General features: G+C 44.4%; 19 protein-coding genes and 6 tRNA genes. 18 read left to right on the forward strand and 7 right to left on the reverse strand.

Translation table 11 applies throughout. The features are described from left to right. Nucleotides 1-321: 321 nt before the first annotated feature. The 6 genes from AWB54_RS16130 (at nucleotide 322) to AWB54_RS04160 (ending at nucleotide 8,387) form a co-directional block, all read left to right on the forward strand. Nucleotides 322-3,006: a PAS domain S-box protein gene (locus AWB54_RS16130; RefSeq protein ID WP_061213352.1), complete on the forward strand. Its 2,685-nt coding sequence runs from the start codon at nucleotides 322-324 to the stop codon at nucleotides 3,004-3,006. Nucleotides 3,007-3,187: 181 nt separating this feature from the next. Continuing rightward, nucleotides 3,188-4,603 carry a PAS domain S-box protein gene (locus AWB54_RS04140; RefSeq protein WP_061213353.1) on the forward strand — a complete coding sequence of 472 codons (1,416 nt, stop codon included), beginning with the start codon at nucleotides 3,188-3,190 and terminating at the stop codon, nucleotides 4,601-4,603. A gap of 173 nt (nucleotides 4,604-4,776) precedes the next feature. Further along, on the forward strand, nucleotides 4,777-6,075 hold the full coding sequence (locus tag AWB54_RS04145; RefSeq protein WP_061213354.1) for a homoserine dehydrogenase: 1,299 nt from the start codon (nucleotides 4,777-4,779) through the stop codon (nucleotides 6,073-6,075). A gap of 21 nt (nucleotides 6,076-6,096) precedes the next feature. After that, nucleotides 6,097-6,999, forward strand: coding sequence for a homoserine kinase (gene thrB / locus AWB54_RS04150; RefSeq protein ID WP_061213355.1), 903 nt, complete (start codon nucleotides 6,097-6,099; stop codon nucleotides 6,997-6,999). Between the two features lie 30 nt (nucleotides 7,000-7,029). Beyond that, on the forward strand, nucleotides 7,030-8,250 hold the full coding sequence (locus AWB54_RS04155; RefSeq protein WP_061213356.1) for an aspartate kinase: 1,221 nt from the start codon (nucleotides 7,030-7,032) through the stop codon (nucleotides 8,248-8,250). 59 nt (nucleotides 8,251-8,309) lie between these two features. Further along, nucleotides 8,310-8,387 (forward strand) — tRNA-Pro (locus AWB54_RS04160). Nucleotides 8,388-8,606: 219 nt separating this feature from the next. On the opposite strand, the gene tnpC is transcribed toward AWB54_RS04160, so the two are convergent. The 3 genes from tnpC to tnpA all read right to left on the reverse strand — a co-directional run bounded on the left by tnpC (nucleotide 8,607) and on the right by tnpA (nucleotide 10,978). After that, nucleotides 8,607-10,205 (reverse strand): IS66 family transposase, encoded by a 1,599-nt coding sequence (gene tnpC / locus AWB54_RS04165; protein ID WP_082736008.1) that lies wholly within the window; start codon nucleotides 10,203-10,205, stop codon nucleotides 8,607-8,609. A gap of 114 nt (nucleotides 10,206-10,319) precedes the next feature. Then, nucleotides 10,320-10,682, reverse strand: a complete 363-nt coding sequence (gene tnpB / locus AWB54_RS04170) for an IS66 family insertion sequence element accessory protein TnpB (protein ID WP_061213357.1) — start codon at nucleotides 10,680-10,682, stop codon at nucleotides 10,320-10,322. Continuing rightward, nucleotides 10,676-10,978: an IS66 family insertion sequence element accessory protein TnpA gene (gene tnpA / locus AWB54_RS04175; protein WP_061213358.1), complete on the reverse strand. Its 303-nt coding sequence runs from the start codon at nucleotides 10,976-10,978 to the stop codon at nucleotides 10,676-10,678. Before tnpA ends, tnpB begins: the two co-directional genes overlap by 7 nt. Before the next feature lie 387 nt (nucleotides 10,979-11,365). On the opposite strand from tnpA, the gene AWB54_RS04180 reads away from it, so the two are divergent. Continuing rightward, nucleotides 11,366-12,244: an Rpn family recombination-promoting nuclease/putative transposase gene (locus AWB54_RS04180; protein WP_160328906.1), complete on the forward strand. Its 879-nt coding sequence runs from the start codon at nucleotides 11,366-11,368 to the stop codon at nucleotides 12,242-12,244. 222 nt (nucleotides 12,245-12,466) lie between these two features. Here AWB54_RS04180 and AWB54_RS04185 read toward each other — a convergent pair whose 3' ends face one another. Beyond that, nucleotides 12,467-13,009: a DUF2726 domain-containing protein gene (locus AWB54_RS04185; RefSeq protein ID WP_061213360.1), complete on the reverse strand. Its 543-nt coding sequence runs from the start codon at nucleotides 13,007-13,009 to the stop codon at nucleotides 12,467-12,469. Between the two features lie 500 nt (nucleotides 13,010-13,509). On the opposite strand from AWB54_RS04185, the gene thrC reads away from it, so the two are divergent. Beyond that, nucleotides 13,510-15,012 carry a threonine synthase gene (thrC, locus tag AWB54_RS04190; RefSeq protein ID WP_061213361.1) on the forward strand — a complete coding sequence of 501 codons (1,503 nt, stop codon included), beginning with the start codon at nucleotides 13,510-13,512 and terminating at the stop codon, nucleotides 15,010-15,012. Nucleotides 15,013-15,186: 174 nt separating this feature from the next. Here the strand turns inward: thrC and AWB54_RS04195 are convergent, their stop codons facing one another. Further along, entirely contained in the window at nucleotides 15,187-16,401 is a 1,215-nt protein-coding gene (locus AWB54_RS04195; protein WP_061213362.1) for a cofactor-independent phosphoglycerate mutase, read from the reverse strand. 218 nt (nucleotides 16,402-16,619) lie between these two features. Between AWB54_RS04195 and AWB54_RS04200 the strand changes: the two genes are divergently transcribed. The 9 genes from AWB54_RS04200 (at nucleotide 16,620) to AWB54_RS04240 (ending at nucleotide 21,254) form a co-directional block, all read left to right on the forward strand. Then, a complete protein-coding gene (locus tag AWB54_RS04200) occupies nucleotides 16,620-17,483 on the forward strand; it encodes an NAD(P)/FAD-dependent oxidoreductase (RefSeq protein WP_061213363.1) in 864 nt (287 codons plus the stop codon). A gap of 194 nt (nucleotides 17,484-17,677) precedes the next feature. Continuing rightward, nucleotides 17,678-17,753, forward strand: a tRNA-Asp gene (locus AWB54_RS04205). Nucleotides 17,754-17,786: 33 nt separating this feature from the next. Beyond that, nucleotides 17,787-17,862 (forward strand) — tRNA-Phe (locus AWB54_RS04210). A gap of 8 nt (nucleotides 17,863-17,870) precedes the next feature. Next, nucleotides 17,871-17,945: transfer RNA gene (locus tag AWB54_RS04215), tRNA-Gly, on the forward strand. Nucleotides 17,946-18,050: 105 nt separating this feature from the next. After that, nucleotides 18,051-18,126: transfer RNA gene (locus AWB54_RS04220), tRNA-Cys, on the forward strand. 193 nt (nucleotides 18,127-18,319) lie between these two features. Then, nucleotides 18,320-18,408, forward strand: a tRNA-Leu gene (locus AWB54_RS04225). A 161-nt stretch (nucleotides 18,409-18,569) separates the two neighbouring features. Further along, on the forward strand, nucleotides 18,570-18,983 hold the full coding sequence (locus AWB54_RS04230) for an RrF2 family transcriptional regulator (protein ID WP_061213364.1): 414 nt from the start codon (nucleotides 18,570-18,572) through the stop codon (nucleotides 18,981-18,983). An 85-nt stretch (nucleotides 18,984-19,068) separates the two neighbouring features. After that, nucleotides 19,069-20,697 (forward strand): hydroxylamine reductase, encoded by a 1,629-nt coding sequence (gene hcp, locus AWB54_RS04235; protein WP_061213365.1) that lies wholly within the window; start codon nucleotides 19,069-19,071, stop codon nucleotides 20,695-20,697. A gap of 38 nt (nucleotides 20,698-20,735) precedes the next feature. Beyond that, complete coding sequence (locus AWB54_RS04240) at nucleotides 20,736-21,254, forward strand: CGGC domain-containing protein (protein ID WP_082736010.1); 519 nt, start codon at nucleotides 20,736-20,738, stop codon at nucleotides 21,252-21,254. Between the two features lie 464 nt (nucleotides 21,255-21,718). Here the strand turns inward: AWB54_RS04240 and AWB54_RS04245 are convergent, their stop codons facing one another. Then, the gene (locus tag AWB54_RS04245; RefSeq protein WP_061213366.1) at nucleotides 21,719-22,723 is read right to left on the reverse strand and encodes an ABC transporter ATP-binding protein; all 1,005 of its coding nucleotides are present in this window, start codon (nucleotides 22,721-22,723) and stop codon (nucleotides 21,719-21,721) included. A gap of 11 nt (nucleotides 22,724-22,734) precedes the next feature. Next, entirely contained in the window at nucleotides 22,735-23,523 is a 789-nt protein-coding gene (locus AWB54_RS04250) for an ABC transporter permease (protein ID WP_061213367.1), read from the reverse strand. A gap of 412 nt (nucleotides 23,524-23,935) precedes the next feature. On the opposite strand from AWB54_RS04250, the gene AWB54_RS04255 reads away from it, so the two are divergent. Beyond that, nucleotides 23,936-24,817: an MBL fold metallo-hydrolase gene (locus AWB54_RS04255; protein ID WP_061213416.1), complete on the forward strand. Its 882-nt coding sequence runs from the start codon at nucleotides 23,936-23,938 to the stop codon at nucleotides 24,815-24,817. Nucleotides 24,818-24,939 lie beyond the last annotated feature (122 nt).

Below are 24,939 nucleotides of genomic sequence, written 5' to 3' on the forward strand. Positions count from 1 at the left end.
GGTATTGCAACCGGCTTTTTTTAAAGAGTTTAATCTTCTAGACCGTTATGCGGTAAAAAAGGATATATGTAGGATTGTTGCGGGTAAACACCTATAATTATTTCCAAAATACCACTAAGCGCTGCAGGATTTTCCTGATATCTGTCGAAGGAATACCCATTATCCTGATGCTATCCATCAAGCTTGCTAACCTACCCGCTAATATTCGCTGTGTTTAGTCATTTAGATATATAACAATGTGGTTTGTAAGTTATCGTAATGCTTTTTAGCTTTGGTACCTTAAAGTTTAGTATTTAAATCAAGCAAGGATGTGTTTATTTGATGCCAAAGGACAGGCCTGCTATGGAGTTCACGAACAACTCGAAAGAAATTAAACTGGAATCGAATAATGGCGGGCTTTATATATTGGAAAACATTAATGGATTAATCCTTTGTTGTAACAGCAGCGGCAGTTTAACTTTTGCTAACAAAAAGGCCCGGGAGATGATGGGCATTAAGGTTGAAGAGGTACCGGAGTTAAATATTTTCGACTTAGTTACTCCACAGGAACATAATCTGCTAGAAAAAAAAGTGTTTACTGCCTTACAAGAACATGTTTCATTATCTTTTGAATCCTGTATTTTGGATGCAAAGAAAATCCCTAGACTTCATCGACTGAATATTTCAGTGCCGGTTGATGGGAAAAAAGATGAAGATGTAGTTCTTATTCTCCTGGAAGATCTAAGTGAAAGAAGACAGATGGAAGAAGCCTTCGTAGAATCAGAACACCGCCTGGTCCATATAATTGATTTCCTGCCTGATGCTACCCTGGCCATTGATTGTAATGGCCGGGTAATAACTTGGAACCGGGCCGCCGAAGAAATGACTGGAGTCAGAGCCAGAGAGATTATAGGCAAAGGTAATTATGAATATGCTCTGCCTTTTTACGGTTATCGCCGTCCGCTTTTGCTGGATCAGGTGCTGTCAACCAGTACTGAGTGGGAGCAGAGTTATACATTATTGGAGAAAAAGGCTCGCAGCTTGAGAGCAGAAAATTTTTGCCCCGCTGTTGGGGAGAGTGGAGCCTATCTCCGGTTAACGGCAGCGCCTTTAATAGATGCCGATGGTAAACGTATCGGTGCCATAGAATCGATTCAGAATGTAACCCGGAAAAAACGGGCAGAAGAGAATACGGCTATACAGCGGGACCTGGGTATTTCTATGATAGCAATTAATGGAATGGAAGAAGCTTTGTCCATTTGTCTAAACTCGGCATTAAAAATCAGCGGAATGCATGCTGGGGCTATATTCCTGGTGGACAATGGAGGCGACAAGTTGACCTTATCGGTGCACAGAGGTCTTTCTCCAGGATTTGTTGAACAAGTAAAGACTTGCGCTTTTAATACTAATTCTTCTCTTTATGCCCAGGCTTTATATTCCTCTGCAGATAAACTGACGGCCTATTTTGGTGATATTGTTCTCCAGGAAGGCTTAAAGAGTATAGCGATAATACCCATATATCATAAAGATAAGATGCTTGCTTCTCTGAAGCTTTCTTCCCGTATAATCAGCGTAGTTCCAGAGCATAGCCGTCAGGCCATAGAGAATGTGGCAAATTACATAGGATCTATAATAGCTCGCCTGCAGGTGGAGGAAGAGTTGCGGGAGAGCGAGGAGAGATATCGGCAATTGGTTGAGGTTTCACCCGATGCTATCGCTGTTCACATAAACGGTCGGATAGTTTTCATAAACCATGCCGGCGCCCGACTGCTGGGAGCAGAAAAGGTTGAGGATATTCTGGGTAGAAGGATAATAGAGTTTATACATCCGGAAAGTCGCCAGATATACATTGATTTGATGGAACCATTAGCTGCTAATGGAGTATTCCCTTTAACGGAAATGAAGGTAATATTAATAAATGGTAAAATTATTTATACTGAAGTCACCGGAGCCGCTTTGGTATTTGAGGGTACGCCTGCTGTGCAAATCATTGTACGTGATATTACAGTGCGTAAAAAAGCACAGTATGACCTTTCTCGGGAAGTATACAAACTTCGGGTGCTATATGACTTGGCTGTGGCTATGTCATCCAGTCAAAGCATGGACGAAACCCTGAAGCTCACCGCAGACAAGAGCAGGGAACTTTTCGCGGCTGATTGTATCTTTATATTCTTGATAGATGAAAGCAAGAATGAAGCAATTCCCCATACCCTGTCCGGCAATAAATTGACAGATTGGCTAGAAGTCAGGATACCTTATGGAAAAGGCCTGATTGGTATGGTTGCCGCCAGTGAAAGTGGATATATCTTAGAAGATTACTTTAGCAGTACTCTTTTTACCCATATTTATGATGAACTGGTGCTGCAAGAAGAACTGCTTTGTGGTTTGGCAGCTCCTATTATTACTGGAAATAGTCGCCTGGGAGTATTGGTGGTAGGCCATAGAAAACGAACTGTGTTAACCGAGGCCAATCTGGACACCCTTACTTTGATTGCCAATCTGCTAGCAGTGGAGATTACCCGTGACCGGGCTGAAGAAAGCCTGCAAAAGAGTTTGGAACATTTAAAAACAGTGTTTGAATGTACAGTCAACGCTCTTTCCATAACTGCAGAGAAGAAGGATCCCTATACTGCAGGGCATCAGCGTAGGGTAGCTTCCCTGGCATGTGCAATTGCCCAGGAAATGAAACTTCCCCAATACTATATTGATAATGTCAGGACCGCTTCTATTTTACATGATATTGGCAAGTTGCAGATACCTACAGATATACTTACCAAACCCGGAGGCTTGACAGAAATAGAAAGACTACTGGTAAAAACCCATCCTCAGGCAGGATACGAGATTGTTAAGACTATTCCCTTTGCCCAGGCGATATCCACTACTTTATTACAACATCATGAGCGAATGGATGGTTCTGGCTACCCCCAGGGTTTGTCCGGTGAGGAGATTCTTTTGGAAGCCAGAATACTGGCTGTAGCTGATGTGGTGGAAGCCATGGCGTCCCACCGGCCTTACGGCCTGCATTAGGAATTGAAGCTGCCCTGGATGAGATAAGATACGGAGCTGGAATAAAATATGATGCAGAGGTAGTGGAAGCTTGTCTGAAGGTTTTTTCCAGTAATAATTTTACTTTTGAATGATTTATGATACTGCTATGATTTGCTTTATTCCGGTAACAGGAAAACATAATTGTCCGGGGAGGTTGCGAATGATTAATAGGGCTTTGATTAATAATGCCAAAAAGTTTCTGAATATTCTGGCAAGTATTGAGGATGGCTATTATGAAGTAGATAAAGCGGGAAACCTGGTTTTTTTCAACCAATCTTTGCAGGATATGCTCGGCTATTCCAAAGAGGAACTGCTGGGTATGAATTATAAGCACTACATGACAAACGAGGATGCTAAAAAGGTTTTTAAAACTTATAACCTGGTCTTTCGTACCGGAGAAGCGGCTAAAGGATTTGACTGGCAGCTAATAAGCAAGTCAGGAAAAAAGCTCTATGTTGAAACTTCGGTTAGTCCCATTTTTTCTGCTGATGGGGAAATTACCGGTTTTCTGGGGATAATTCGTGACATTTCCGAGCGGAAAAGAGCGGAGCAGCAAATAAGGGAGTCAGAGCGCCGATTGGCGGGTATTATCAGTTTTTTGCCTGATGCCACCTTTGTAGTAGATATAAGTGGTAAGGTTATTATTTGGAATCAAGCAGCGGAAGAAATGACTGGGATTAAGGCCGAAGATATAATTGGTAAAGATGACTATGAGTACTCAATACCTTTTTATGGTTATAAAAAACCCATGCTAGTAGATATTGTAATGGAGGAATCGACTTATGCACATAACTTAATAGCTGATGTAGAAAAAAAAGGACACACCCTTATCAAGGAAGTATTTTTTCCGGCTGTGGGCGATTCCGGGCTTTATTGCTGGGCCGCAACGGCCCCGCTTTTTGACAGCGGTGGCAATCAAACTGGTGCCATAATCTCATTAAGAGATATTAGCCGTCGCAAGCAAACCGAAAATGCTTTACAAGAAAGTCTTAAAAAAGCGCAAACTATCCTTAGAAGTACAGTAAATGCACTGGCCATAACCACTGAAAAAAGAGATCTTTACACGGCGGGGCACCAGCGCAGAGTAGCCCAATTGGCCACTGCCATTGCCCGGGAAATGCAATTTCCCGACAACATAACCCGGGGTATTTATATGGCAGCTACTTTACACGATATCGGTAAAATGCAGATATCTTCAGACATTTTAAGCAAGCCGGGTGAACTAAACGATATAGAAACCCTTTTGGTAAGAACTCATACCCAGGTGGGTTATGAGATTGTTAAAACTATTCCTTTTGAGCTGCCGGTAGCTGATATGGTCATCCAACATCACGAGAGAATGGACGGTTCTGGTTATCCACAGGGCCTGGCCGGTTCTCAGATTATGCTGGAAGCTCGTATTTTAGCAGTAGCTGATGTGGTTGAGGCCATGTCTTCACACCGGCCCTATCGACCAGCCCTGGGTATAAACCTGGCTATGGAGGAAATCCGGCGCCATCGGGGAATCTTATATGACCCGGATGTAGTAGATGCCTGTCTGCGACTTTTTGCCCGCGGGCAAATTGACTTTCTATAAGCTTCTTCTTTTTTCACCTTTTTTTGCCCACTACTTTCTTCATTGACTAGCTTATGTTACTATTTCTTTGAGTATCGATATTAAAGCCTCCATAAAACAGCTGGCAAAATGATTGGAATAAGTGCCGGGTTTTGGTTCAAGTTTGTATATCAGTAAAAACAGGAGGAAATCAGATGATTGGTGTAGCTTTGCTCGGATGCGGTACTGTAGGCTCCGGGGTAATTAAATTGTTGCAAAAGAATAGTGAAATAATTGACAAAAGAATTGGGGAATCGATTGTAATTAAAAAAGTCCTGGAAAGAGACACAGAGAAATGCCGGTTGCTGGGAATTAAAGATGAGGCGATAACTCAGGATATCCAGGAGATTCTCGATGACCAGGAAATTGCCATAGTGGTTGAGTTAATTGGGGGAATAGAACCTGCCTTCTCCTATATCATGGCAGCTTTAGCCCGGGGAAAGCATGTGGTAACAGCCAATAAGGATCTGATAGCAATAAAAGGGAAAGATCTTTTCGATCAGGCCAAGGAAAAAAGGGTAGATTTCTATTTTGAAGCCAGCGTTGCTGGGGGAATACCCATAGTATATCCCATGAAGCAATCCCTGGCTGCCAACCAGATCCAAGAGGTTATCGGCATCTTAAACGGCACCACCAACTACATACTCAGCAAAATGAGCCGGGAAGGTCGTGATTTTAATGAAGTTTTGGCTGAGGCTCAGCAACTGGGTTATGCTGAATCCGACCCGTCCGCAGATGTAGATGGACTGGATGCGGCTCGCAAGATTGCCATTTTATCATCTATTGCTTTCAACAGCAGGGTTACCCTGGATGATGTATATGTGGAGGGAATACGCTCGATTACGGCAGATGATATCCAATATGCCAAAGAATTAGGTTATGTAATAAAGCTTTTAGCCATAGCCAAGGAAAACCCGCAGCAAAAAATAGAAGTTCGGGTGCACCCGGCTTTTCTACCCAAAACTCATCCCATGGCCGGAGTAAACGATGTATTTAACGCCGTATTTTTACGTGGAGATGCTGTGGGGGAAATTATGCACTACGGGCGGGGAGCAGGACAAATGCCAACTGCCAGTGCAGTATTTGGGGATATTATTGAAATCGCTCGCAATATCTTGTATCACAGTAATGCGCGCATCGGTTGCAGTTGTTATGATAATAAGGCAATTATGGACATCAAAGAATTGGAAGGCGAGTATTATATAAGAATGATAGTAGAGGACCGGCCAGGAGTTTTAGCGGGCATTGCCGCTGTTTTTGGGAATAATAATGTCAGTATCGCAACCGTCTTGCAAAAGACGAGCAAGCAATGTTGGGCTGAGCTTATTTTAATTACCCACCGGGTTCGGGAGATGCATCTAAGGGATTCGCTTACTCTACTCAAAGGGCTTAGTATAGTAGGTGAAATTAAAAATGTGATTCGTTTGGAAGGAACAGATAGAGAAGCAGACTAATATTATACAAGAAGGAGTGCTATGTTTACTGTTAAGGTTCCGGCCACAAGTGCCAATCTAGGACCGGGCTTTGATACTCTGGGTTTGGCCCTGCAATTATACCTGGAGATCAAGGTAAAAATAATTCCGCCAAGCGGCGGGATTAGATTTTTTGTCGATGGAGAAGAATATCCAGAAGAAATCTTTGGGGATAACCTGCTTTACCAGGCCATGAAAATAGTATTTGCGGAAGCTCATGTTGTAGAAGTGCCTGGACTGGAGCTTACTATCAATAGCTCCATTCCACCGGGAAAAGGCCTGGGAAGCAGTGCCGCTGCTATTGTTGCCGGTCTATATGCGGCCAACGAAGTTCTGGAGAAGAGATTTGCCCAGGAGGACTTAATTAGCTGGGCGGTGGAAATGGAAGGGCATGCTGACAATGTTGTTCCCGCAGTGGCGGGAGGACTCACCACCGCCATGCTTTATAGGAAAAAGGTGTATTATCAGCAATTTTCTTTTCCCCCGGAATTAAAGCTGGTTGTTGCCGTACCTGATATCCCAATATCCACTGATGAATCAAGGCAACTACTGCCGAAAAAGATTAATTTTAAGGATATGGTAAATAACCTGCAACGGGCCTCCTATTTGTTGGCCAGTTTGATTAAACATGATTTTCGCCATTTGCCAGCGGCTATGGATGATGCAATTTTTCAGCCCCGGCGCAAACAGTTAATTCCCGGTTTTGACAGGGTGTTTTCTCAGGCTCTGGGAAATGGAGCCCTGGGAGTTGCCCTTAGTGGTTCAGGATCTTCTATCATCGCTTTTTGCCAGCAAGAGGAAAAGAGAGTGGCTCAAGCTATGCAAGATGCCTTTGCTGTGTCCGGGGTCCAAAGCCAGTTAATGATATTGGCAGCCGATCCGGATGGAGTTAAAGTTTTGAGGTAGTATAATCTTATGGATTTGGAGTGAATTATCTTGTCACTAATTGTAGCAAAGTTCGGTGGAAGTTCAGTCGCATCAATTGATAAAATCAAGCATATTGCCGGTAGAATCAAAGAAATACGAGATAAGGGCGATGATATAGTTGTAGTTGTCTCCGCTATGGGTGATACCACCGATGAACTGATTGAGCTGGCCAGTCTCACCGGCCATGATTTATGCAAACGAGAAATGGATATGCTTCTGGCCACCGGAGAGCAGCAATCAGCAGCCTTATTGGCCTTGACCCTTAATAATTATGCTTGCCCTTCTGTTTCACTTACCGGCTGGCAGGCTGGAATAAATAGCGATGACAGCCATAGCAAGGCGCGGATTACCGGGATTAAAACCGATCGTATAAAAAATGAAATAAAAAGGGGTAATGCGGTCATTATAGCTGGTTTTCAGGGCCTGTCTCCCTTCGGCGATATCACCACTTTGGGGAGAGGGGGGTCCGATACTACTGCGGTGGCATTAGCTGCCAGTCTTGATGCTTTGCGCTGCATGATTTTTACCGATGTAGAAGGAGTGTTTACCGCTGATCCCCGAATAGTAAAAGAAGCCCAAAAACTGCCGCAGGTATCATATGAAGAAATGCTGGAAATGGCCAGCCTGGGAGCGGGAGTATTACAACCCCGGGCAGCGGAATTTGCTATGTTGTATAATGTTGATGTGGAGATTCTGAGCAGTTTTAGTCGTAATCCCGGAACCATAATAACGGAGGTAGTCAATATGGAAAATCATAGAGCAGTAAGTGGGATAGCGCATGATTTAAATTGCGCTCGTTTTGCTTTGTTTGATGTACCCGACCAACCGGGTATAGCCAAAACCCTATTTAAGACCCTGGCTGCTGAAAGCATAAATGTAGATATAATTATCCAGAGCGCCATGAGAGATGGAAGGAATGATATTGCCTTTACAATCGAAGAGAATGATCTTAGCCGGGCTGTTCCAGTGGTGAAAGAACTGGTGGAAAGTATCTGTGCTTCGGGTATGGCCTACGGCAAAGATGTAGCCAAGGTATCGATTGTCGGAGCCGGTATGCAGAGTAATATCGGCGTCGCCGCTGCCATGTTTGAAGCTCTGGCGGACGAAGGTATCAACATACATATGATAAGCACATCAGAAATCCGCGTTTCCTGTGTTATTGACGAGTGCCATATCAAAACTGCGGTTAAAGCTCTACACCGGAAATTTGAACTGGATAAGATAGAGTAAATATAGGGTTTGGAGTTCTTGACGAATACCGGCTTTATGTTATACAATATTCTTTGCGTCGGGGTGTAGCTCAGTTTGGTATGAGCGCTACGTTGGGGACGTAGAGGCCGCTGGTTCAAATCCAGTCACTCCGACCATTTAAAACTTAATCTTTGATACAATGAAAAGCTCTGTAATACAGGGCTTTTTGGTGTTTCTGGGGTATTGCTGGGGTATTTTTATCAGCTTTTTTATCTATTTTGCGTAATTGTGCAGCGGAGGGATGCATTTTATTTGTAAGCGCTCAATATTAAGGTGCATGGCAAAGCAAACCCCGGTACGATATGATAATCGCACCGGGGTTTTTGTAATCCTATTTAATGTTTGGTGTTGTGGCAATAGTCCGGCAGTTTGGGCGACCAGGGCATGAAGTCCTCAAGCAGCACTGGATTACTCCTGAAATCTATGCCCGGCATCATGGTGAATAGATAAACCAAGTACATATATATATTGAGGTTATTTGCCTTAGCCGTTTCTACAATACTGTAAACGACTGCACTGGCTTTGGCTCCCTTGGTTGTATCCGAGAAAAGCCAACCTTTTCTTCCCACAACAAAGGGTCGGATCGCATTCTCAGCGCGATTATTAGATAATTCAATACGCCCATCCTCAAGAAATGTGCTTAGTGAATTCCTTTGATTTACTGAGTAGGTAATAGCCTCACCGAGTTTGGAGCCCATGAGAACATTTACAGTTTCAATCCATGACCAATAGGCATCAAGAACTGGCTTGGAACGTCCCTGACGCTGTAGTTTCCGCCCATCCGGCGGTAGCTGCTCCAACTCCTTCTCAATGGAAAACAGCTGATTGCAGTAGTCAAATCCTATTGCGGCATTGGAGCCTTCTATTACTCCATTTTTAGGCATTGCTTCTTGATATCGTCGTCGCAGGTGGGACCAGCAGCCACATCGGGTTACGTTGGGCACTTTGTCATATCCCTTGTAGCCATCGGTTATCAAATATCCATGAAAGCCTTCCAGGAATCGCCTGGCATGCTCACCCGATCGCGTAGGCTGGTATTCAAACAGCACTATTGGTTTAGTCTCGGTTTTCCCTGAACAGTATACCCACATCCGCGATTCTGAGGAGGGTTTCTTTCCTTCCTCTTTGAGCACTTGGGTCACCGTCTCATCAGCATGAACCACAGCCTGTTTCACTAGATGAGTTTTCATAATTTCCCACAGGGGCAACAGCCAATCGTTTGCTGAGCGTATAATCCAATTGGCTAATGTTGCTCTGGAAAGAACAATCCCTTGATTGGCCCAGTCTTTTTCCTGCCGGTACAGTGGCAGGCCATTAACATATTTTTGATACATGACATGAGCCACAGTTGACGCTGAGGCCAAGCTCCGTTTTATGACCGGCACGGGAGTGGGAGCTTTTACAATCGTGGCTTCTCCCGTTTCCAGTTCGCAACGTTCGCAGACGTAGCTGTATCTAATATATCGAAGTCTCTTTACCCTTGCCGGTATTATCTCTAATTCTTCGCGAACGGTCTCTTTTCCGAGAACCCGCATTTTCCCGTCGCATACTTCGCAGGTGAGTTGTTCTTCATCCAGTTCGCAGAGGATCTCCTCTACAGGAAGGTCTGCGGCCAGTTCTTCTTTGGTGCGTTTGGGTTTCCTGGCATGCCCGGATACAGATACTTGGTCGGGTTCCGGTGCATTCCGGTTTGCTTCAAATTCTGCTTCATTGAATAGGGAAGGCTGAGGATTATCCTCTCCCAAAATATACCTGCGTTTTTCGCTGGATTGACCATACATACCCTTTTGTAATGCAGCCACTATATCCATAAGTCGGTCGATCCGCAAATTCTTTGATTCTATGGTTTTGGCCTGTTCGTCAATCTGTATTTTGAGGCCTGTAATATATTCTTTTACATCAGGCGAAAGCCCCGTCAAATCTATTGTTTTCATACTTTAATTATATCATGAAAATGCCCAATAATCCAGTATTATCGGGGTTTTATGCTGTTTTAATAAAGATAGTTTAGTATCTGAAACAAGTGATTTCAGATACTAAATCATCCTTTAGTAGAAAGCCCTGGCTGTAATGTCACCAAACCCCCTCGGGGGGTCTATTGACATCCCTTCCATAAGTAAGCGCAGTTGCTTAACCGTTATATTTCTTACTTCAATGGGCTCATTTGGCCATTTGAACCGGGCTCCTGCTCCATCCAGGCGTTTGTAATACAAGACAAAACCGTTGCGATCCCAGCTTAGAGCTTTAAGCCGATTGCGGCTCCGGTTACAGAAGAGGAAAAGATAGTTGCCAAAAGGATCCATCTTGAATTCCTGCTTCACGATGATGGCTAGCCCATCTACCGACCGCCTTAGATCTGTAGCTCCACAGGCTAGATAAATGCTATCATAATCTAAAATGTCCTTCAGCATACGGTATCTACGACCTTGAGTATATCCGCAAGCAATGTAGGACTAAACCCAGTTGCTACGCAGATTGTCCATTTACCGCATTTGAGCTTGATTTCATCGTTGGCAATTTTATCTGCCGCTATTGCCATCGTGATGTCTGCCCACTGCTGTGATTTGTCCTGAGCTTTTCTGTTTACTCGGGTTGCCCAGTTAACATAACGCCGATATTCGATGCCCTTTGCTTCGCACCAGGTCTTCGCTTTCATCCCGCTGGCCCTGCATTCAGTCACCAGTGCCTTCTGTTCTTCATAGGTCACCGTTCATTAATACCCCCATTCCTTTTTTCTATGGGTATATTGTCTCATGCTTGCTGCAGCTTTACCATGCACCTGATTATTGAGCGCTTACTTTTATTTGTAAGAAGCTTTGGGGACAATACCCTTACTGGTGATAAAAAAAGTTTTGAACCCACTGTAAACAAGATTTTAGAGCTGTTCTATCCAATGAAGGTTCTCTATATCAAAGGTGGTACTGTAAAACGTTTTTTGCCGGAGCGATAATGTCTGGAACTCGGCATGGCACTAAGAATGATCGGTTTTAAGATGGAGGAGGAATGAAAATCTAAATCGGATGCTTTTTAAAAGAACAGTTCCAGAAATCGGATGTTTTATGATAAAATAAACATAAAAGAGGTGGTGACCGGCTTGCCCGAGAGACTGGATCCCAAAGTAGATGTGGTCTTTAAAAGGGTCTTTGGTTCTGAAGAAAACAAAGACATACTGATGAATTTACTAAATGCTGTATTGGGTTTGACCGGGAAACAACAGATTGTAGCGGTGAAATTACTAAATCCTTACCTAGAACAGGAGTACATTGACGATAGCTACGGTATACTTGACATAAAGGTTCAATTGGGTAGCGGGGAACTGGTGGATATAGAAATGCAGATTGGTGACCGGGCTAATATGGAAAGGCGCAGCGCCTTTTATATATGCCGAATATTCGGAGACCAGATAATCACCCGCGGAAGATATCAGGACCTCAATAGAGCCATAGGTATAAACATACTGGACTTTGTCCGCATCAAAGACAGCCAGCGCTACCATACCAGCTTCAGGCTGCGGGAGCGCGATGAAAATATAGATTTGACCGATGCCATCGAGATACACTTCATCGAATTGCCCAAATTGAATGAAGAAATGGCAAGTTATGATAACCCGCTGGACCGGTGGGCAATGTTTTTGAAAGGATGGGATGACATGGAACTGCTGGAGAGATTGTCCAAAGAAGACCCGGCCATAGCACAGGCCAGGATAGCTCTGGAAAAAATGGCATCTGATCCCCGAGCCAAAGAAATCTATGAACAAAGATTAAAAGCCATCATGGACAGAAATTCTGATCTCTATGAAGCTGAACTGAGAGGCAAGAGGGAAGGCAAGAATGAAGGCAAAAGAGAAGGCAAGAGGGAAGGCAAAAGAGAGACAGCCCGCGCTGCTTTGTTGGAAGGTCTGGAGCCGCCCATTGTTGCCAAAATCACAGGCCTGCCACTGGAAACTATACAGAAGCTGAAAGCCAAACTATAACGAGGTGAAATATTGTCCCCCGCTTCTTTATACCAAATACCCCTATAATGGATACCGCAGAATCACTGCGGAAATGCAAGCCAGGGGGCGGCAGATAAATCGCGAGCGGTTCCGTAGACTTATGGGTATAATTATTTTATCGCCGGCGGTAGCGGCGAGATGTAAGTAAATATGAGCAAGCCAAGTAATAAGGTCTCAAAATCATTCAGGGGCGACTATTAATTATATATTTAATCCAGCTTCGCGTAGCTTTTTTAGCAGGCTACTGGAAGAAGGTAAGTCATCCAACTTAATTATCAAATAGCGAAGGCCAGCTGTTTCTATGCTCTGTATACTAAGCTGGTCAGGTTCAGCTTTCTTGTTTTGCCAACCTTTGGTGAGGATTAATAACAGCGGCTTCAGGTTTTGCTTTTCCACTATTAGCAGGTCAACCACCCTTTCCCGGAGACGGCGCTTGTATTCCGCCCGGTTGGGGATATTGGGGTTTGGGGTTAGCAGGTCAGCCAGCCTAACTTTGGGAAAAACCTGATAATTACTGTTGACCAGGATGCTATCAAGCATCTGGAAAAGCAAGATTTCCTCTTTGGAAAGCAGGCTTTCACGCTGGCGACTGGAGATTTCACTCAAGTCTACCCAGGTATCACCCAGGTCTATAATGGGTCCCGGAGAAGATGTTTTCTTGCTACTGCTTATATTTTCCTTGACAACATCTAAGATTAACTTGGCCAGAATCAGACCCAGGACGGCGATAATGGCTTGTCCCACAGAAATTACCTCCTCTAAATTCAATTCCAATCTCTTGCCAAAAGCTTCATGGATAAAGGTGCTCGCCTTCGCCGGGTGTCGCATTCATGCTTCGCCAACGCTCACTTTGTATATTTATGCAACCCCTTCTGCAAGAAAAGGGGTTTTTGCAGTGGAGTCAATTAAACGCTCTCTTCTTATGGTCAAGCAGTTTAAAAAATTTCGTTGCATTTACCTGCGGGGTTTTTAAGTATAGAATATAGAACAGAATTCTCTTGATGTTTGCGGCAGGAGGAGAACTAACTGTCTCTTCTCCTTTTGTTTCTTTATTTAAGCATCGGAAGAAACTGCGGAGCGGTTTCAACACAACGCTGCAACGAGGCGGGGGATTAGAACCCACCGTATGTGTTGTTAATAGGAACCCGGCCACTTAAAGAATCGGGACATATTTTACCTCGTTATAATAATTATACTGATTAGTATATCCTTTTCCCAGGATAGTCTTGAAGGAGGAAAAAATCGTGAAATATGAGAGTAGTCGAGGAAAATACCATTCCGTCACCGCCGCCGAGGCTATAAAAATGGGGATTAGCCCGGATGGAGGTCTTTTTGTTCCTGAATCTATTCCCCATCTGGATGACAAGCAATTAACTGCCATGGCCAGTGGTTCATACCAGGAAAAAACGTTTCATATTATCAGGCAGTTTTTGAGTGATTTTAGTGATGATGAGATTAAGAGCTGCATTGATGGAGCTTATAATCAGGACCGTTTTGATAACGAGAGAATAGCACCTTTGGTAAAACTTGATACAGGAGTATATATTCAAGAACTGTGGCATGGCCCTACCGCCGCCTTCAAGGATATGGCCTTACAGATGCTCCCACAGCTTTTAACCAGCAGTGCTCGTAAAACGGGAGAAAAGGCGGAAATAGTCATCCTGGTAGCAACCTCCGGGGATACCGGTAAGGCGGCTTTAGAAGGATTTAAAGACGTGGCGGGAACGAAAATTATTGTCTTTTATCCGGATGAGGGTGTAAGTGAAATACAAAAACGTCAAATGCTGACCCAAGAAGGCAATAATGTTTATGTGGTTGCAGTTCGCGGTAATTTTGACGATGCCCAGAACGGGGTTAAAAGGATTTTTTCCAACGAAGAATTTGCCGCCCGGCTGCTGCAAAACGGGCAGAAATTGTCATCGGCCAACTCCATTAACTGGGGACGGTTATTGCCCCAAATTGTATACTATGTGGCGGCCTATCTTGAATTGAAGGCTACTGGGATACTTGGGGAAGCGGAATCAATAAATATAGTGGTGCCCACCGGGAATTTCGGGAATATTCTGGCGGCTTATTATGCCTCCCGGATGGGGATTCCAGTAAAAAGGCTGATCTGTGCATCAAATGCCAATAATATTCTGACTGATTTTATCCAGACTGGTATCTATGACCGCCAGCGCAAGTTTGAAAAGACTATATCCCCATCCATGGACATTCTTATCTCCTCCAACCTGGAAAGGCTTTTATTTGAAGTAACCGCTCATGATGCCAGGCGAGTTGTTGCCTGGATGGAAGACTTGAAGAATAGGGGACGATACGAAATAGATACTGCTACTCGTAACGCTGTTCAGGACATATTCTGGGCGGATTTTTGCACCGACGAAGAGACCATTGCTACCATTCGCGACATTTGGCGGGAGCGGGGTTATTTATTAGATACCCATACGGCTGTGGCCGTAAATGTTTATCAAAAATACCGCTCTGAAACCGGGGATAAGACTATAAGTATTATTGCTTCCACCGCCAGCCCCTTTAAATTTGCCAGCAACGTGGCTCAGGCTGTTTTGGAGACTGAAGAGATGAGGGGCAAGGATGAATTTGAATTAATGAAGTTGCTCTCACAGCATACCGATGTAACTATACCTGCAGGATTGCAAGAACTGGATAGAAGGGAAATCAGACATCGCAGTGTCTGCTCCCAGCAGGGGATGGAAGAAATGCTTATGTCTTTTTTGCAACTGGGATAAACCGGCTTTGTCGGGTAATTCTCATACTGGCAGGCATAAGTCGCAATAAAAACAGAGTGAGGGCCAAGGGGGATAACCTCTTATTGCCAGGCTTTTTCCTCACTTTTTCTTAAAACACTGAAAGCAAAAGGAACATCCCTTTTGCTTTCAGTTTCAGTTATTATTACAGCCCCTTTATAATTTACCGCGAATGAAAAAATCCATGAGCTCATGGCCCTGCTCAATAATCATACCCTGACTGCCATTAATTTCATCATAAACCCCCGCTGGATTTTCCTGCGGACGGTTCTTGTCAAAAAACAGGAAAGGCACGGGTTCGGATGAGTGGGTCTGGATGGTCAGGGGAGTGGGGTGATCCGGTAGAATCAATACCCGCAGTTCCTCGAACTCATCCATTTCTTTTACTACCAAAGATACCACCTCTTTATCGAGCTGCTCTATGCTCCAGATTTTTTTCTCCAGATTGCCCTGGTGGCCGGCTTCATCAGGTGATTCAATATGCAAGTACACAAAATCCTGGTCCTGTTTTAATTCGTTTAAAGCGGCTCTGGCCTTACCGGCAAAATTGGTTACTATGCCGCCGGTGGCTCCTGCTACCGATACCGGTTTAAGCCCGGCAGAAATGCCTAATCCTTTTACCAGGTCTACTGCTGCTACTACTGAGCCATGAAGAGCGAATTTCTCTTGAAAGCTCGGCAGTGAAGGTTTACTCCCTTCCCCCCAGAACCAAACCGAAGTAGCCGGATTATGTCCAGCCTCCAGGCGAGACCGGTATAAGGGATGCTGCTGCAGGATAAGAGAGCTTTTTCTCATTATTTCCAGGAGGGGGGCGGAATCGCGTCCCTGAGGCAGGTATTCTTTAATTGGGCGTCCGGAAATATCATGAGGGGGAGTTAAGATTATTTCTCGACCTAATCCGTTTTTCCATAGCAGTAGGTGCCGGTAACTGATACCGGGATAAAAATTAAAACTAGCACTGCCCAATTCTTTTTCCAGGAGCTGCAACAACACGGCGGAATCCCGGGTATCAATTTCCCCCGCACTGTAATCGAGCATCTTGCGCTCACTATATTCTGATTCAGTTGACAGGCATACCAGGTTGCAGCGTAAAGCCAGGTCTTCATCCCCCATTTCCACCCCCATGCTTACTGCCTCCAGGGGGGATCGTCCCGTATAATAACGGCTGGGATCATAACCCATTACTGAGAGATTAGCCACATCGCTTCCCGGGGGAAAACCGGGTGGAATGGTATTGACCTGGCCGATAACGGCTTTTTTGGCCAGCAAATCTATATATGGGGTATAGGCATATTGCAGGGGAGTTTTATCCCCTAGTTCCGGAATAATATAATCAGCCATCCCGTCTCCCAGGATTACTAAATATTTCAAAGACTATCACTCCTGTAGCTTTTTTTATAGAGTATAACATTATTAAGGAAACAGTTGAAAAGATTGTTGAAGAAACCCGTAGTTGGGTATAATTAATAAGAAAGTAAGGAGTGAGGGGTAAGGTATGAGGAGCAGGAACATCAGTGTTTTTGTCTCTGGACTATAATATAATAAGTTAATTAACTTTAGTTGCTATAGATTATTTTATGGGGGTTCTTATGCAAAACGAATTTTACGATATTACTATACTGGGATGTGGCCCGGCGGGCTTATCTGCAGCCATAAATGCGACCATACGAAATAAAAAAGTATTGATAATCGGGGCCGAGATATGCAGCCCGCCCTTACACAAGGCCCAGAAAATCGATAATTACTTGGGTATTCCCGGAGTTAGAGGGGAAGAACTGCTGAATCGCTTTATGGAACATGCTCTGGACATGGGTATTGAAATCATCAGCACTAAGGCAGAAGCCATAAATGAAGCTGAGGGAGTATATAATATACTGGTCAAGGGAGAATTGCTAAAGAGCAAGGCTATTATCATAGCCACAGGCATCCCCTATAAACCTACACTACCCCGGGAGGAAGATATGCTAGGTCGGGGATTGGGCTACTGTGCTACCTGCGATGGTCCCATTTATCGGAGCAAGGATGTGCTGTTAATAGCACACAGCAGCGAAGCGGAAAGTGAAGCTAATTATATGGCGGAGATCTGCCGGAAGGTTTATTATTTGCCTCTCTACCAGGAAACAATGGAACTCGACCCTAGAATAGAGACTATAAATGGAAAACCAGGGGAAATTATTGGTTCTGACTTTGTTCAAGGGTTAAAACTAAAAGATGGTAGTGAAATAAGGGTTGAAGGTTTATTTGTTTTGGGCGGAGAAACGGCCCCTGATCGCTTAATTCCTGGCCTGGAGATAAGCGATAAACACATAAAGGTTAACCGGCAACAGGAAACCAATCTTCCCGGAGTATTTGCCGCCGGGGATTGTACCGGTCCTCCCTACCAGGTGGCGAAGTCAGTAGGAGAAGGACAGGTGGCTGGCCTTAATGCCAGCAAATATGTGGGAAAGAAATAATCAAAGTTGCGGAGATGATAAATATCGCTCACCTTCATAAAAAGAGTTTTCAGAGATGTCATAATTATAGGAGAATTATTATATAAAAGGATACAAAGGCAAAGGTGCTCTATACTAGAATTATAGGATTAAAACAAAGTGGGCTGTTAATGGTTGACTAAAATAGAGGCTGATGCTATAATAAACTTCGTTGCGGAGCCGTGGTGTAGCGGTTAACATGCCGGCCTGTCACGCCGGAGATCGAGGGTTCAAATCCCTTCGGCTTCGCCATAATACGCTTATTTTTTCGAGGGAGATAAACCTGCCTCGGTAGCTCAGGTGGTAGAGCAGCGGACTGAAAATCCGCGTGTCGGTGGTTCAAGTCCGCCCCGAGGCACCATGAAAAATGCGGAAGTGGCTCAGTGGTAGAGCATCGCCTTGCCAAGGCGAGGGTCGCGAGTTCGAATCTCGTCTTCCGCTCCATTGAATTCCAGGCGTTACGAAGTAACGCTTTTGTTTTGAATAGTATTTTAGTGAATTATTTGTTATAATAACATCGCATAAGCGAGGCATAGCAGTAGAGATTTTGGGCGGGTGGCGAAGAGGCTAACGCTGTGGTCTGCAAAATCACCATTCACCGGTTCGAATCCGGTCCCGCCCTCCATAATAGTAACTAAAGCCTTCCGTTTTTGGGGAAGGTTTTTTTATGCAAAGAATCTCTCATTTTTTCATGTTATTAGAATATAAAATTGCTAAATCGGAAAGCGAGCCAGTTACTCATTTTGCTTGCAAAAAGAAGGATGTTTTGATAAACTAATTCATGCGCTAGAGATAAATACGAAATGAGAAAACTACATGCCCGGGTGGCGGAATAGGCAGACGCACGGGACTTAAAATCCCGCGAGGTTTACCCCTCGTGCCGGTTCGACCCCGGCCTCGGGCACCATGAAATTAATAAATCCATCGTCTATACGGTGGTTTTTTTTTATTTAAACGGGATTAATATTTGCAAGAAAAAGATAATAAAGTACTTGCCATTCTTTTAAAAAATGATTATATTATAAACAATACCAAGAAGACAAACTTAGTCTGAAAAGGAGTTGCACCATGCAGATCACACGCCAGACCGAATATGCTATTAAGATATTAATTGAACTTGCTAAATCTCCTTTTGGAGAATTGATACCCAGCAAGCTTATTGCCGAGCAACAGGATATACCCGGCATGTTTTTGCAAAAGACGGTGCAACTTTTATCACGGGCTGGATTAGTCAGTACGCAACGGGGTATTCAAGGGGGGGTGAGACTAACAGTATCTGCAGACAAGATTACTACTGCTGATGTGATAACTGCAATCGAAGGACCTCTAGCTTTAAATCTTTGTTTATCGCCGGGTTATTCTTGTCCTAATATGGCAGATTGCCAGGTGAGACGTATTTTGGGGCGAGCCCAGGCGGCTTTGTTGCACGAATTACAGCAGGAAAGTATAGCAGATATAGTAGAAGGGAAACTGGCCAAGTGATGGATAAGAGCCCTTAACCTGGGCGGTATTACCACAAATAAGACAAACATAATCAACAATATCTTATAGAGAGGGGAAATATATGATGTTTTGTAATCAGTGTGAACAGACTTCCAAGGGTGCAGGTTGTACTGTGGTAGGAGTTTGTGGCAAGAATTCTGAGGTGGCGGTTTTGCAGGATCTCCTAACATTTTCCTTGCGGCGTTTAGCTATCTACGCCAGGGCCGCTCATCAAGCCGGCTTGATTACTACGGAATTAAATTATTTCATTACTGAGACTCTCTTTAGCACTTTAACCAATGTTAATTTCGATGCCAGCGATTTTATTAGCTGGTTGGAAAAAGCGGAGAAGAAGATAGAATTATTAAAGGAGAAGCTGATGCCGCTGGGGGTTGAGGTAGTCTTGCCAGCTTCTATGGAATCATTTGTTCTGGCAAAAGAGATGCCGCAGATGTTAGAACAAGGACAAGATCTGGCGGGCTTGGAAAAGCTGTCAGGCGATCCTGATTTGAATTCATTGCAGCAGCTTCTGCTTTATGGAGTTAGGGGAATTGCCGCTTATGCACACCATGCAGCTATTTTGGGACAGGAAGACCAGTCTGTTTATGATTTCATCTACGAAGCTCTGGCTGATTTGGGAAGCGAAAAGGATATGAACGAATGGTTAACCTTGCTTATGAAATGTGGTGAAATTAACCTGCGGGCCATGGAACTATTAGATGCCGGTAATACCGGATCATTCGGGCATCCTGCCCCTACTCCGGTGGCTCTGGGGACGAAAGCTGGAAAATGCATTCTGGTCTCCGGGCATGATCTAAGAGATCTCAAAATCCTGCTGGAGCAGACTGATGGCAAGGGAATAAATATTTATACCCATGGTGAAATGCTGCCGGCTCATGGTTATCCGGAACTTAAAAAGTATAAACACCTGGTCGGTCATTATGGTACAGCCTGGCAAAATCAGAAGAAGGAATTTGCTGCTTTTCCGGGGGTTATATTGATGACAACCAACTGCATTCAGGAACCCCAGATAGCTTATGCCCAAAATATCTTTACTACCGGGCCGGTAGGCTGGCCGGGAGTTGCTCATGTGGAAAATAAGGATTTTAGTGTAGTAATAAATAGAGCCTTGGAATTGCCAGGTTTTGAATATGATAGTGATAAGGGCATGGTTTTGGCCGGATTTGCCCACTCAGCCGTGCTGGGAGTAGCCGGAGCTATTGTTGAAGCTGTGAAGAATGGAGCGATTAAACATTTCCTGCTGGTAGGCGGTTGTGATGGTGCCAGGGTTGGAAGAAGCTATTATAGCGAACTGGTGGATAAGGCTCCCAACGATACAATTATTCTCACCCTGGGTTGTGGAAAATTCCGTTTCTTCGACTATCAGTTGGGTGATATTCAGGGTATCCCTCGTTTAATCGACCTGGGCCAGTGTAATGACGCTTACTCAGCGGTGCAAATAGCCGTTGCTTTGGCGAAGGCCTTTGATTGTGAAGTCAATGACCTGCCCTTGTCCCTGGTTCTGTCCTGGTATGAACAAAAGGCGGTATCCATTCTCCTCAGCCTTCTCTATCTGGGAATCAAGAATATTCGCCTGGGGCCATCTCTTCCGGCTTTTGTATCCCCTGGAGTATTGCAATTTCTGGTAGATAACTTCGGTATTAAACCCATTAGCTCGGCAGAAGAAGATCTTCGGGCCATACTGGCTGGATAATTATATTAATAGTCAACATAAAGAAGGTGAAATCAACTATGAAGTGGACCAAGGAAGCTGAGCTTGAACTTAAAAAGGTACCGGTATTTGTTCGCAAAATGGCAAAAAAAGCGGTGGAGATGGATGTGGGGAATGCTGGCAGAGACCTGGTAACAGCTGAGGATTTAAAAATTGCCCGGGAAAAGCATATAAGTTTTGCGGAAGAGCAGCCGGAACAGGATGGTCCAAAGCCCACTCGTATAGCCATTGTACGCTGTGAAACGGTTTCTGAGGTATGCCCGGGCGTAGCTTGCTTTAAAGCCTTTAAGCAGAGGCGGGCATATTTTAAGGATTACGGACCGGAAACTGAAATAATTGGGTTTTTTACTTGTGGGGGGTGTCCGGGAAGGCGGGTATCAAGATTGGTAGAGAAATTAAAGCCTTTTAACCTGGACATACTGCATCTTTCTTCCTGTATGTTGTTGGAGAATTCTTATCCTGCTTGCCCCCACAAGGAAGAAATTAAAAAGATAGCAGAAGCTATGGGTGTCAAGGTAGTAAGCGGAACCCACCACTAAATTAGCGCAAGGACGGGAGCGACCGAGCCAGGTCGGGTGCGATGCCCACCGGGTAGGGCCTGCCAGCCACCCGTAGCCAGCAAAAGCGGTTTCATCGGCGGCTACCCTGACAGCAGCTTCCGGCCCAGGGATACACGACCAAAGCAGAAGCGGCCGCAACGATTGTGAAACTGCTGTAAGCTGTGAAATAGAGGCAAATTATGAAGGGGAAACATGCAAAGGGATGCCTTTAATTAATAAAGCGGTATCCCTTTTGCATTAAACATGCTTTGAGAAAAATATTCGAATAAATAAGGAAAGGACTTTTATAATTAACGTAACAAAATATCTCACATCGAGTTTATCTTTATAAGATCTGATAGTTGTCTAATCACTCAAAATCCGATACTTTTTAGCGTATTCCGAATAACGCTAAAAAGTATCGGATTTCCGCAAAGAAGTGTGAACCCTATATTTTATAACCCCTATCTACTTTTGCGGTTCAAACGGAAGAAGGAAGAAATAAACCCTGAACGTCGTTCGGGCAAATCACTCACGTCGCTCTTGACCAGTCGTAACAAGATATCCTCCAAGCTGCTTTCCTGTAAACCAAAGGACAATACTCTGGCATCATGTGCTAAAGCCTCCTGCATGATGCGAGGCCGGAGTTCCTCTTGCTTGGTGGCATTGATGTATAACCTGTCTCCACTCTCTTCAATACGATTAACTCCAGGTATTTTATGCAAAGCTTCTGCCACCTGTTGATTCGGACCTGCCATAGATAGTTCAATATTCAGGCTATCGCTTGCGGTACTGCGCAGATGGTCAATGGTATCCATAGCCACCAAATGGCCGTGGTCGAAAATTCCCACCACATCGCAAATAGCCTCAACTTCCGGCAGGACATGAGAGGACATCAGTACGGTTACTTCCCTCTCTTGGCGCAGCCTCAGAATTAATTCCCTCATGTTCTTCGCACCAAGCGGGTCTAAGCCCAGTGTAGGCTCGTCTAAAAAGAGAACTTGAGGGTCTGAAAGCAACGCCTGAGCCAAACCTAAACGGTGCCTCATTCCTCTTGAATAACCTCCCACCAATACGTTCTTCTTATCCATCAGCCCAACAAGTGCTAACGCGTAGTCGATACGCCGGTTTTGTTCATTAATCGGGACGTCCAGCAGACGGCATATATAGCGCAAAGTTTCCAATGTGGTCATCCGAGTGTAGAAAGCTGGGTTTTCGGCTACATATCCTATGTGAGAGCGTACCATCATAGGGTCCTTAACCACATCATACCCCGACACGATTGCAGTTCCGCTGTCGGGACTGATTAAACTGACCATCATCTTAAACGTAGTGGTCTTGCCCGCTCCGTTTAGCCCCAGCAAGCCGAAAGAACCGCCCTTCTTGACTGAAAAGCTCACATTGTCCACTGCTTTAAGGTCGCCATACCATTTCGTTAATCCTTTAGCATCAACTGCGAAGTCGTTCATTGTGCCTCCTCCTAATTCTTAAAGGTTACGTTCTGCCGCTCGAAAATAATACTGGCTGACAGCAGCACAACAAATGTCATGATTAGCAGCGATGCACAGGTAAGTCCGGCATCATCGGGAACGGAAAGTGCGTACTTCTGATACTTGGAGAAAACACTCAGAAAGAATTTTACTATGATCGACAGCCCGGCAAAACTGTCAATATGCAATCGCAGGCCGACTTGTCTAAGGAATTCTCCCCCGAGAGGATGGGCAGGGGCCATGAAGACTAAGGCGCAAAGTGCTGTGGTGGCTGTAGTCGGTGCAAACATTGATATCAGTATCGTAATTGCCAGGAATAGCAAAGATACGCAGGTAATGATTGCCACAAACGTCATCCATTGGCTGAAGGAAGGCATGGGAAGATGCCAGCGGTACTGAGAAATACCCGATAGCTGTGCCCAGAAATAAGCGGCGATTAATTCAGCAACCAGAAAGGGCACAATCATGAATACATAAGCCATGAATTTGCCCAGGAGTAAAGAACGGCGAGGTAACGGTTTGGACAGAACCAGTTCCATCGTACCCTTCTCCTTTTCGCCGACTACTGCATCCATTGCAGTAAGAATGCCGATCATGGGGCACAGAACCGCAAACAATTCAAAGAAGGGGTCCAACACGTTCTTAGAGTTGGCCGTAGGCCCCACTTCCGTATACAGCGCCATTAGTATGGCACCAAAAATAAACATCAGTAAAAATGCAGTTTTATAGTTTCGCATATTCTCCCGAAGTTCCCATTGCATCACCGCCAGCGTCTTCAACGTTAATCATCTCCGTTTTGTAGCACAAATTATCCAGCACACTCAAGCGTGCAATACTATTGACGGTACCTTTCATATTACATTCTAGCAGTAAAGTCGGAAGTTGACTATAGTACCGCGAAGACACAGTCCAAAACTAGCGTCTGTCAATCCGTATATTTACTAATTCTCCAGAAAACTATTTACCATAAAGTTGTATTTATAAAAAGAATACCAGTCAAGAATCGGGTTATGAATGAGATTAAAACAGGCAGGGGGCAGGATAGCTGTTGAATAACCATAAATCAAGTTAAGAAAGCGGACAGAAGCCGGCTGTATATAGTAGAATAAGCTTAATGGGAGAAATATCGGTATTTACAGAGAATGAAGAAAGAAGGCGTGAATGGGAGAAAAAATGAAGGGGGATTATTTGATGAAAAAGCTTTCCGAGAACGTAATGGTATTGGGTAATGGTTATTTCAACTTCTACCTGGCAGGAAAGGAAAAAGCAGCCTTGCTGGAATGCGGGACCAGAGCCGGAGCAGCAATATTTAAGGAGCAGTGGTCCCAACTGCAGGATAAGCCAGAGGTAAAGTACATAGTAATTTTGCATTCTCATTTCGACCATTCCTGTGGTGTGCCTATTCTAAAAGAAATCTTTCCCGAGGCTCAGGTACTGGCCAGTGCTACGGCTCAGAAACTGCTTTCCAAGGAGCGGATAGTAAAGGATTTATACCGCAATGATGCGATAGTATCGGAATCTTATATTAAAAACGGTTTTTTAAAGGAAAAACCGGATACCTCAGAATTGGATAATATTCCGGTGGATCGTACGGTAGGTGAAGGTGATATTGTGGGTCTGGGGCAGGGGTTGCAGCTTAAAATACTGGATGCTCCCGGTCATAGTGTTTGTTCCATTGCTGCTTATCTGGAAACGGATCAAGCTATGTTTCTATCTGATGCCGCCGGTTATCGCAGCAGCGAAAGCGAGATTTCTCCGGTCTTTTTCCAGGGCTATGATAACTATATGAATACTCTTAATAAGCTTATGTCCTATCCGGCTAAAATCCTGGGAGTAGCACATGGCGATATTCCGCTTGGTGATGAAGTGGATAAGTTCTACCAGCAAACAATACAAGCAGCAGAAAAAGGATTTGAGTATATCAAAAATTGCCTGAATGAAGGGGTCGGGGAAAAGGACTTGGCCGACAGGCTCTTTAAACGCTATATCAAGGGAGGACTGGCTTATTACCCCGAAGCTATGATGCTGGGGGCCATGCAGCTTTTAATTGCTAGTGTAAAGTTGAAGATGTAATATGGATTAATAGGGTATTTGAGCATGAAAAGGGTATTCTGTTAATGTGTAAAAAGTGAGGAGCAGGGGGTAGGGAGCGAGGGTTTAATTCAAATCATCCCTTACCTATACAATTTTTACAA

It is taken from the genome of Syntrophomonas wolfei subsp. methylbutyratica, assembly GCF_001570625.1.
Classification (GTDB): Bacteria; Bacillota; Syntrophomonadia; order Syntrophomonadales; family Syntrophomonadaceae; genus Syntrophomonas; species Syntrophomonas methylbutyratica.